Origin of the sequence: Flavobacterium sp. UBA4854 (assembly GCF_002399805.1) — a bacterium.
Classification (GTDB): domain Bacteria; phylum Bacteroidota; class Bacteroidia; order Flavobacteriales; family Flavobacteriaceae; genus Flavobacterium; species Flavobacterium ginsengisoli.
The window spans coordinates 1-9,334 of record NZ_DHEI01000044.1 but is presented as its reverse complement, the minus strand read 5'-3'; the positions used below and the strand labels follow the sequence as shown (position 1 = coordinate 9,334).

General features: G+C 33.1%; 10 protein-coding genes. 4 read left to right on the top strand and 6 right to left on the bottom strand.

Annotated features, from left to right (window positions below):
• The 4 genes from B3J44_RS06195 to B3J44_RS06180 all read left to right on the top strand — a co-directional run.
• The coding region (locus B3J44_RS06195; RefSeq protein ID WP_286966858.1) for a rhodanese-related sulfurtransferase at window positions 1–1,284 on the top strand (1,284 nt) is incomplete at its 5' end.
• A gap of 24 nt (window positions 1,285–1,308) precedes the next feature.
• On the top strand, window positions 1,309–1,743 hold the full coding sequence (gene tnpA / locus B3J44_RS06190) for an IS200/IS605 family transposase (RefSeq protein ID WP_286966856.1): 435 nt from the start codon (window positions 1,309–1,311) through the stop codon (window positions 1,741–1,743).
• A 366-nt stretch (window positions 1,744–2,109) separates the two neighbouring features.
• Window positions 2,110–3,351, top strand: a complete 1,242-nt coding sequence (locus B3J44_RS06185) for a peptidase U32 family protein (protein WP_286966855.1) — start codon at window positions 2,110–2,112, stop codon at window positions 3,349–3,351.
• A complete protein-coding gene (locus tag B3J44_RS06180) occupies window positions 3,351–3,581 on the top strand; it encodes a ferredoxin (RefSeq protein WP_111284884.1) in 231 nt (76 codons plus the stop codon). The genes B3J44_RS06185 and B3J44_RS06180 overlap by 1 nt, the downstream gene beginning before the upstream one ends.
• Window positions 3,582–3,625: 44 nt before the next feature.
• Here the strand turns inward: B3J44_RS06180 and B3J44_RS06175 are convergent, their stop codons facing one another.
• The 6 genes from B3J44_RS06175 to B3J44_RS06150 all read right to left on the bottom strand — a co-directional run.
• Window positions 3,626–4,660, bottom strand: a complete 1,035-nt coding sequence (locus B3J44_RS06175) for an XAC2610-related protein (RefSeq protein ID WP_286966851.1) — start codon at window positions 4,658–4,660, stop codon at window positions 3,626–3,628.
• Between the two features lie 27 nt (window positions 4,661–4,687).
• On the bottom strand, window positions 4,688–5,443 hold the full coding sequence (locus B3J44_RS06170) for a hypothetical protein (protein WP_286966850.1): 756 nt from the start codon (window positions 5,441–5,443) through the stop codon (window positions 4,688–4,690).
• 81 nt (window positions 5,444–5,524) lie between these two features.
• On the bottom strand, window positions 5,525–6,067 hold the full coding sequence (locus B3J44_RS06165; protein WP_286966849.1) for a hypothetical protein: 543 nt from the start codon (window positions 6,065–6,067) through the stop codon (window positions 5,525–5,527).
• A 19-nt stretch (window positions 6,068–6,086) separates the two neighbouring features.
• Entirely contained in the window at window positions 6,087–7,430 is a 1,344-nt protein-coding gene (locus B3J44_RS06160; RefSeq protein ID WP_286966848.1) for an ankyrin repeat domain-containing protein, read from the bottom strand.
• A 35-nt stretch (window positions 7,431–7,465) separates the two neighbouring features.
• Entirely contained in the window at window positions 7,466–8,647 is a 1,182-nt protein-coding gene (locus tag B3J44_RS06155) for an ankyrin repeat domain-containing protein (protein ID WP_286966846.1), read from the bottom strand.
• Window positions 8,648–8,815: 168 nt separating this feature from the next.
• Window positions 8,816–9,334: hypothetical protein (locus tag B3J44_RS06150; protein ID WP_286966844.1), on the bottom strand; the 519-nt coding region annotated here is incomplete at its 5' end.

Genomic DNA, 9,334 nt, shown 5'->3' with positions numbered 1-9,334 from the left:
TTGTCTTTCTATGCGTATGCCAAAATTCAAGATCCACAAAAATTTCGTAATGACTTGTTCGTAGCCTGGAATGCCCTTGATGCATTAGGCCGAATTTATGTTGCCAGCGAAGGAATAAATGCTCAAATGAGTGTTCCTGCCGAAAATTTTGAAGCTTTTAGAGAAACTCTTGAGGTTTACGATTTCATGAAAGGCTTACGATTGAATGTTGCTGTAGAACATGATGATCATTCGTTTTTAAAATTAACAATCAAAGTGCGTCACAAAATCGTTGCTGACGGTTTAAACGATGATACTTTTGATGTTACTAATATAGGCGTTCACTTGAAAGCCAAAGAATTCAATGAGATTTTAGATGATCCGAACACGATTGTAGTTGATTTTAGAAATCATTACGAAAGTGAAGTTGGACATTTTAAAAATGCGATTACTCCAGATGTTGAAACTTTTAGAGAAAGTTTGCCAATAATCAACGAACAACTTAAAGATCACAAAGACGATAAAAATCTGGTAATGTATTGTACTGGAGGAATTCGTTGCGAAAAAGCAAGTGCTTACTTCAAACACCAAGGTTTCAAAAATGTGTATCAATTAGAAGGTGGAATCATCAACTATGCGAAACAATTGAAAGAGGAAGGTTTAGAAAGTAAGTTTATTGGTAAAAACTTCGTATTTGATAATCGTTTGGGCGAAAGAATCACAGACGATATCATTTCTCAATGCCACCAATGCGGAAAACCTTGCGATAATCACACAAACTGCGAAAACGATGGATGTCATTTATTGTTTATTCAGTGTGATGATTGTAAAGCGGCAATGGAAAACTGCTGTTCTACAGAATGTTTAGAGATTATCCACATGCCATTAGTTGATCAAGTTCGTTTGAGAACTGGAAAACAAGTTGGAAACAAAGTGTTCAGAAAAGGAAAATCTGAAAACTTAAAATTCAAACATTCAGGAGAATTACCAGAGACTGCTTTGGCAACTGCACAAAAACAATCGGATATTCGTCAGAAAATAAAAGTAAAAAAAGTCCTTCTTGGAAAAGCTGAACATTATTATGTAAAAGCACAAGTTGGACAATTTACAGTAGAAAATCACGAATTAAACAGCGGTGATAAAATCTTAATTTCGGGTCCAACTACAGGTGAACAGGAATTGGTTTTAGACAAAATCATAGTTGACGGAGCAGAAACTCAATCTGCTAAAGTTGGTGATAAAGTTACTTTTGAGGTTCCGTTTCGTATTCGTTTGTCAGATAAGTTGTATAAAATTGTAAATTAGCAAAATTTTTATGCTAATTTATTTATGTCTCAATCGTTTACCAAATTATGGATTCATGTAATTTGGGCTACCAAAAATCGTAAGGATCTGATTGATTTTTCAATTGAGAAAACCCTTTACGATTATATTTGGCAAGAGTTAACAGCACTTGGCTGCCCAGTTAGAATCATTAACGGAATGCCAGACCATGTGCATGTTTTATTTTTACAAAATCCACAAAAAACTATCACAGATATTGTAAAGCAAATAAAAGGAAGCTCTTCTCATTTTATGAATAGAGGAGAATTTATCCTTGAAAAATTTGCATGGCAAACTGGGTTTGGTGCATTCTCTGTCAGTGAATCTCAGTTAAATGCTGTTTACAATTACATTAAAAATCAAAAACAACATCATCTTAAGAAAAATGGACAAGATGAATTTGATGATTTTGTAAAATTACACGGGTTGGGAGATAAATGATTGAATTGTCTAACGATACGTTTTCCGTGGTTGAAACCACGAGCTATATTTTAAAACATTTGCAAAGAAAACATGCGTAAAGAAAAACATAGCCTGCGGTTTCAACCGCAGGAACGCAAAGAATATTCTTAACGATTGTGTTTTTCGCAATATTGAATTTGAAATGCGTCAACGATACGTTTTCCGTGGTTGAAACCACGGGCTATATTTGAGAAAACATTCGTACAGGGAAAAACATAGCCCAGGTTTTCAATCTTAGGCTATATTAATCTGTTGGATTAATTTTTAAAATATAGACTATGATATATATCATAGAAATCTAATCTATACCCGCATTATTTTTGTCATTTGAATAATAAATCAAAAATGACAATTAACAATACAATTGAACTTATGGCTCCTGCGGGAGATTTTGAGTCACTCCAGGCTGCTTTGGATAATGGCTGTGATTCAGTATATTTTGGAGTTGAACAGCTTAATATGCGCGCAAGATCGACAGTGAATTTTACTATCGAAGATTTAAAAGAAATTGCCAATCGTTGCGTAGTCAAAAACGTTCGAAGCTATCTTACTTTAAACACGATTATTTACGATCATGATTTGTCAGTTGTAAAAACATTATTGAACAAAGCCAAAGAAGCTAATATTACAGCTGTAATTGCATCAGACCAAGCCGTAATTGCAATGGCAAGATCGATTGGAATGGAAGTTCATATTTCAACGCAATTGAATGTTACAAACATAGAAACCATCAAATTCTACAGTTTATTTGCAGATACAATGGTTTTAAGCCGAGAATTAAGCTTACGTCAAGTAAAAAATATTACCGATCAAATTGAAAAGGAACAGGTTAAAGGGCCGAACGGAAATTTAGTAGAAATCGAAATTTTTGGTCATGGAGCTTTGTGTATGGCGGTTTCAGGAAAATGTTATTTGAGTTTACATTCGCATAATTCATCTGCGAATCGTGGTGCTTGCAAACAAAACTGCCGAAAAAAGTATACCGTTATTGATCAAGAAACAGGTTTCGAAATCGAATTGGATAACGAATATATGATGTCGCCAAAAGATTTATGCACATTAGATTTCTTAGATCAAGTAATAGATTCTGGAATTAAGGTTTTGAAAATCGAAGGGCGCGGACGTGCACCAGAATATGTGGCAACGGTAATCAAAACCTATCGTGAAGCAATTGATGCTTACTATGACGGAACTTTTTCAAAAGAAAAAACGGCAAATTGGATGAAAGCTTTGGAAACAGTTTACAATCGCGGTTTCTGGTCTGGGTATTATTTAGGACAAGAATTAGGAGAATGGAGCGATATTCCGGGATCTGCAGCGACTCAGAAAAAGGTTTATGTTGGGAAAGGGACACATTATTTCCCAAAAGCAGAAGTTGGGCAGTTCACAATCGAAGCTTACGATATTAAAGTCGGAGATAAAATATTGGTAACAGGACCAAGTACTGGAGCTCAAGAGATGATTATCGACGAAATGTTTGTGAACGATCTTGCAGCAGAAAAAGCCACAAAAGGAGATGACTGTACTTTCAAATTGCCATTCAGAATTAGGATGTCGGACAAACTGTATAAAATTGTTGAAGCATAATGGTTATCATTACTTTACAAAGAGATAAATGCATTGGCTGTAATTATTGCGTTGAAATGGATCCAGTTCATTTTCAAATGTCTAAAAAAGATGGGAAATCGGTATTGCTTCATTCGCAGAATGCAAAAGGCTTTTTTACTTTAAAATCTCCGAATCATACAATTGTAGAAAGCTGCGAATTGGCGGCAAAAGCTTGTCCGGTGAAGATCATTACGGTTAAGGAAACTTAGAAATATATAAAATGGAAAGAGCTGTGGTTACGGCTTTTTTTAATTTATTCCCAAACATTTTTAAAACTGGCGCTTGATAATGCGGCTAAACTTCCTTGTTTAGAAGTTCCTTGCCAATTAGATAGTTTTCCATTGACATAAATCTTGATTCCATAATTATTTGCGGTTTCATAAATTGTATATTTTATACTACCGCTATTAAACTCCAATTCATAATTGGTGTTTTGTTTTTTGAATTTAAATGTTGCTTTGTCAGCTTTCTCTGGACTTGATGGATATGCGAACGATACAAACTTATATTCATCGTTTTGTTGAAATGCATAATACAAAACATCCTTATCCTTGAATAGTAGCACACGGCCTTTTTCATTTTTTGTATCAAAAGAAAACACTTTATCTAAGTTTGGCTCATAAACAGATAGAGAAGAGAATGAAACCCAATTATTGTCTTTCCATTTTTTACCTGTTATTTTGGAAAATGGAGAATAAGGATCGCCTTCTTCTTCAAAATTTGCTAACTCTTTAGCTTCCATTCCAGAAATCATGTAGTAAGAAGAGACATGAAGTGCCGCACCGCCACTACTCGAAGTAATAATGCGTTTGTTTTTAGAGTCAATCTCAAATGAACCGCCTCTTACACAATAAGCATCATTATATAGGCGACTTATACTTGGACTGCTAAGAAAACCGTTTATTGTATTGATAAAAACATGAGCTGTTGCCTGAGCGGTATAACAGCCGTCGTCGTTAATTTCGGTTTCATGGATTACGATATCCTTTCTCCCGTCAAAATTCAGATCTCCCAAAACACGAATGTTGCTTTCAGGAATACTTTTGAAAGAAGAGATTTTAGCCGTTTTTAGCATTTCTGAATTAGAAAATTCTTTAGAGCCATATTCGAGTACCGTTTTCTTGGTTTGATTCTCTGTAAGTTTATAATATTCTTTTATTTCTGAATTCTTGGTTTGTTTCAGAAAATATAAAGTATAACCTTTTAAAAAATCATTACTTATATAAGCTTTTTGGGCATTTGAGATGTACGCCTGTGCAATTAGAAAAAGGAGAATTTTTATTTTCATGCTTTATTCGGGATAAGGTTTATGATACTATTCATCAAAAAAACGAAGTTCATCAAAATCTTTAATTCCAGATAATTTCAGAAGCTTAGTTCTTGCAATTTTTGTTTCGGTTTTTTCGAACACTTCTTCACCACTGTCTGCATCATCATTTGTATTTACATTAGTAATATTTTTTCTGGTAAGGAAGTTTATACTGGTTTCGACATTTACTACAGGACCATTATTACTGCTAGAATCATAACCAATAAGAGCTAAATCATTATCTTGAAGCCTAAACATATATTGCCAGTAACCGTATCTTCCATACGCGTAACTTATAAATAGTTTTTCTTTCGTTATTTCTACTTCTAACTCAGGAGCATAATAAGCGCCGCCATCTTCATTTTCGGAAGAAAAACAGCTTTCATTTTTTGTAAACAATTCGTAACTGCCTTTTTTGTTAAGGAGAACAATAATACCTCTTCGGTTTCTATCCAATTCGCCACGATATTCATCTATAATTACTTTGCTTTTATCGGTGCCTTTAATGATCAGTACACAATCGTCTAACCCGTCTTTATTTAAATCGCCGTAAATAGTGTCAAAAACCACAAAGTTTTTAGGAATAAAGTCGGTTGGATTCTTTTTGGTCACAACAGTAGTTTCATCTACTTCTGGGATTTTTTTTAAATCTGTGATTTCGGCATTATTTGATTTTTTATTACTGCTTTTATCATCTTTACAACTAGTCGTAATTGCTAGCAATGCAAATGTTCCAATAATTAAAAAGTATTTTTTTATCATATTTTTTGAGCTTGTTTTACAATATTCTTGCTAAAATCTAATGCTGGCGCTAGTATAAAACTTGCGCCAGCAGGAGAAAATTTAGATTCCAATTTTAGCATTTATATTATGCTTATCAACATACGTTTGTGCAACATTCATCAATTTGGTGAATTTTGCATCTATTTCGGTTTGAGTTGAAGCGTCAAAATCAGCAATCGCTTTTTCAATTTGCTCTTGCGAAGCTTTTTCGTCTTTTAGTTTAGCAATTGGCAAATAACCTTCTTTTTGTTTAGCAATCGCATAAGAAAATAAATCTTTTGATGCTTGAAGAAGTTCTTTATTGTCATCATCTTCAGGTATATCTTTAATAGTCTGAAAACGTGTTTCCAGATTCGTAATGTCATATTTAAAGGCATCGTAGTAAGAAGAAGAAACCATCTTTTTTTGATTCTCATCATAAACTTGCGCTTCTGATTGCAGTTTTTCATTTATTTCTTTACTTCCAAAACGAGACAATAAATTGGAGTTTAAAGCAGCAATTTCAAAGGTTTTTTCTGGCGAAAGGTTATTGCAGGACGTAGAAAGTAGACTTCCGGCGATTAATACTAAAAATAGGATTGTGGTATTTAAAATTCTTTTCATGTTTTAAGTTTATTATTATTTATCCTTTTAAAATTTTACTTTTCTCAGCGTCAAATTCTTCAGAAGTTAAAATTCCAGCATCCAAAAGTTCTTTTAAGTCTAATAATGCTTTTTTCTTGGCCTCCATCGAATTTGAAGTGTCTGTTTTTGGAGTTTCAGCATTTGTAGTTTGAATTGGATTTACAACCGTTCCTGAAGGAGCATATTTCAAAATTAATTCAGTGATTTCATTAAAGCCTTTCACATTCGAATAATCAATTGCTTTTTGTTCTTTTACGTTTACGATTGAAGCATCTGCTTTGTTGTCTAGTAAATACTTTACAACATCTTTTTTTCCGTTGGCAGCGCTATAATGTAATGGTGTATTTCCAGATTCATCTTGAATGTTGATGTTTGCTCCAGCTTCAATCAGTAGCTTTACCATACTTAGGTTTCCTTTTTTGGTAGCAACATGCAAAAGGCTTTCACCGCCGTAAGTATAAGAATTGTTTAAGGTAAAACTAGATTCGTTAGAGATATTAGTCGCGGTAACAATCCAGTCCAAATAATCATTCATTGAAGAAGTATCTTGAGCGACAGGTTTGCTGTAATTAACGTCAACTCCGTTTTCTAAAAACAAAGCCACAATCTCTTTTTGATTATTTGCGCAAGCATACCAAATAGGAGAATATCCATTATTACTTGAAGTAAATACATCTGATCCTCTTTCAACCAATAATTTAGCTAACATTCTGTTAGTTTCATAACAAGCAATCAAAAGAGCGTTTTCGCCAGAATGATTTACATGATTTATATTAGCTCCATTATCTAGAAGTAAAGTCACCATCGGAATCGATTTGGTATAACAAGCATAAAGAAGAGGTGTATTTCCTTGCTTATCGGTAACATTTATATCAGCCCCTTTGTCTAAAAGCAATTGAATGATTTCTCTATTTAGTTTTGCTGAAGCCAATATTAGCGGAGTTTCTCCGTTGTTATTCAGTAAATTAACATCGATACCTGCTTCAAGCAACTTTGTTGCAATATCGATTTGAGCCGTTTGAACAACCAAATGAAGCAGACTATTTCCGTATTTGTCGTTTTTGGTAATTTCTGCTCCATTTTCTAAAAGATGCAGCGCCGTTTGTTTTTGTTTTTGAAGACAAGCAAAGTACAAAGGCGTTTCTCCTTGATGATCTTCGTAATTAATGTCAGCACCATCTTCTGTTAGAATTTTTACGATATCAAGGTAACCTCTGTGCGCTGCGTAATGAAGTGCAGTTCTTCCAAGTTCGTCTGTATATTTTACATCTACTTCTTTATTTTGAAGAAGTAATTCTGCTATTTTTCTGTTCCCGTTTTCGCAGGCAACTATAAATGACATTGACATGTGTATTATTTTTTAAATAGATAATCGATTTATTGTTTCATTAAAAGTTCAACCGTTTTGATTTTTAGGTTGTCATCAGAGGCAAGTTTTAAAGCCGTTTCGTCTTTATCGTTGGTAATTTCTTTATCTGCACCGTTTTCAAGAAGCAATTTTACTTTTCTATAGGTTTCTTTTGCTGCTTCGGCATCATAATTAACATTATACGCGCAAACTTTGTGTAAAACAGTGTTGCCCTGATTGTCTTGTTCGTTAACATCAACAGATCCACTCTCAAGAACTGATTTTAAAATACCCGATTTTTTCTCAACAATATAATCCACACCCGATTTCGGATTTCCATAATATTCAGCACAATGATTTAAATCGGCTCCATCTGATAATAGTCTTTGTAGTGAATTTAAATCGTACTCAGAATCAGACATCATTCTGATAAACTCGGTAAGTAAGGTTTTTCCGTTTTTATTGATATTATTAAAATTGGCTGATGATGATTCTGCTAAAAGTTCGTACATCTGAAAAGAAAACTGTTCGGCTGCAGCGTAATAGAAAGCACTGTTTTCTTGGTTATCAGTTTCATTAGGATCTGCGCCATTTTCTAATAAAGTTGGCAGAAGTTCTTTTTGGTTTCTTTTCACAGCGCACATTAAAGGTGTTGTCCCAACAATGTTTTTCTCATTAATGTCAACTCCGTTATCTATTAATATGGTAATGTATTCTTTTACTTTCTCTGAATCAAGACCATAAGTATTCAAAATTGTATAGATAAAATTTTCACCTGCATTGTTCTTATACTGAGTGTTAGCTCCAAAATCATCAACTAATACTTTAACTATCTTTGGCGAAATTCCTTTTTCGAGAAAATAGCCAAGAAGGATTTTATCGCTTATTTCGTCATTGATATTGTCCATTTTTGACATCAATTCCTTAAAAAAAGCAATCGACTCTTCATTATCTTTTAAGTATAAAGTCAATGGTTTAAAAATAGATTGATCAAAACTGTCCAATTCGTAAATATCGGTTTCAATAAATCCAGCTTTTATTAGCTTTTCAATGAAATTAATTTCTTTGGCATCTATAATTTTGGCAGCAATCTGCGAAAAATTGTTTTTTAGATATTGCTCGTTAAATTTTTCCCCATTATTTAGGCATTCTCTGGCCTCGTCAAATTTTCCCTGAAAAAGGAAATTTTCAATCTGGTTTTGTGTTTGCATTCTGATCAATTTTTAAAATGAAAGATTAAGATTTGGAAGCTTTTAAAATTGGGCTTTTTCAAATCTTGTTGTAAGATAAAACATAAAAATGCTAAATATATTTCAGGATAAAAAGTTAAAAAAGCTTTTTATGGAATTAAATATGGGATTTATGAAAAAATGATGCTTCTAAGAGCCATATGTTTCCGCTTCAACTTTTGTTAAATCAGAAATCATAATTTGATAATTTTCTTGATTTAGTAACGTGTTTAACAATTGAAGTGACTCTAAAGTTTTTTCTTTTACATCTTCCATAATAAAACCGTTTACTTTTAAGTTGGCAAAGCCTATAGCAATTATTGTTTGAAGATTATGAACTGCCAAATGTTTATTTTCATCGGTTACTTTAAAGTGATGATCCTCAATGATCATTTCTTCAATAAAATTGATGAGATAGAAATTATTTGAATCATCGTCTTTTAGAAATCTTTCAGTACTCATCAGGGCGTCAAATCCAGGATCATTACCAAATGGCGAGTAATATTCGGATGTACTATAATAAAAATCAGCTTTAAAATAATCATTGAAAGAAGGATGTACAATGTCTTTATTTAGGCCAATTTCGGAATTATAGTAGTATTGTTTAACGTACTTTGTTATGTTTTCCCATTGATTTAAATCTGGTAAACTGCCTTCGTAATATTGCCT